The organism is Staphylococcus sp. CoH_129_LAB_1, from assembly GCF_058191515.1.
This window is the reverse complement of record NZ_JBXWKZ010000082.1, coordinates 1-258: the sequence shown is the minus strand read 5'-3', so window position 1 is coordinate 258 and position 258 is coordinate 1. Positions and strand designations below refer to the sequence as shown.

Below are 258 nucleotides of genomic sequence, written 5' to 3'. Positions count from 1 at the left end.
ATGCAATACAGAACGAGTTGTTCGAGGACCCGGCGTCGATCGCGATTATGCTTGGCCACTTGAAACGACGCACGGTTTTGATACGACCGTAGACTTCACCCGGCTTATCGAACTGGTAGATGAAGTTGTGCGCATTTGGCCCGTTGACGAATGTACCCTGTGCAATAGTATCGGGATGGATAAATCGCGAGTGAACAGCAGGAGGATTCGCGCCCCAGTCACGTGCTGCCTTTTCTGGGTTAGCGGCGTACGCTGTAG

General features: G+C 53.1%; 1 protein-coding gene. It reads right to left on the bottom strand.

Annotation, left to right across the window (positions count from 1 at the left end; translation table 11 throughout):
- A partial coding sequence (locus tag AC2FB1_RS11210; protein ID WP_490675285.1) for a hypothetical protein occupies nucleotides 1–258 on the bottom strand: 258 nt, incomplete at both ends.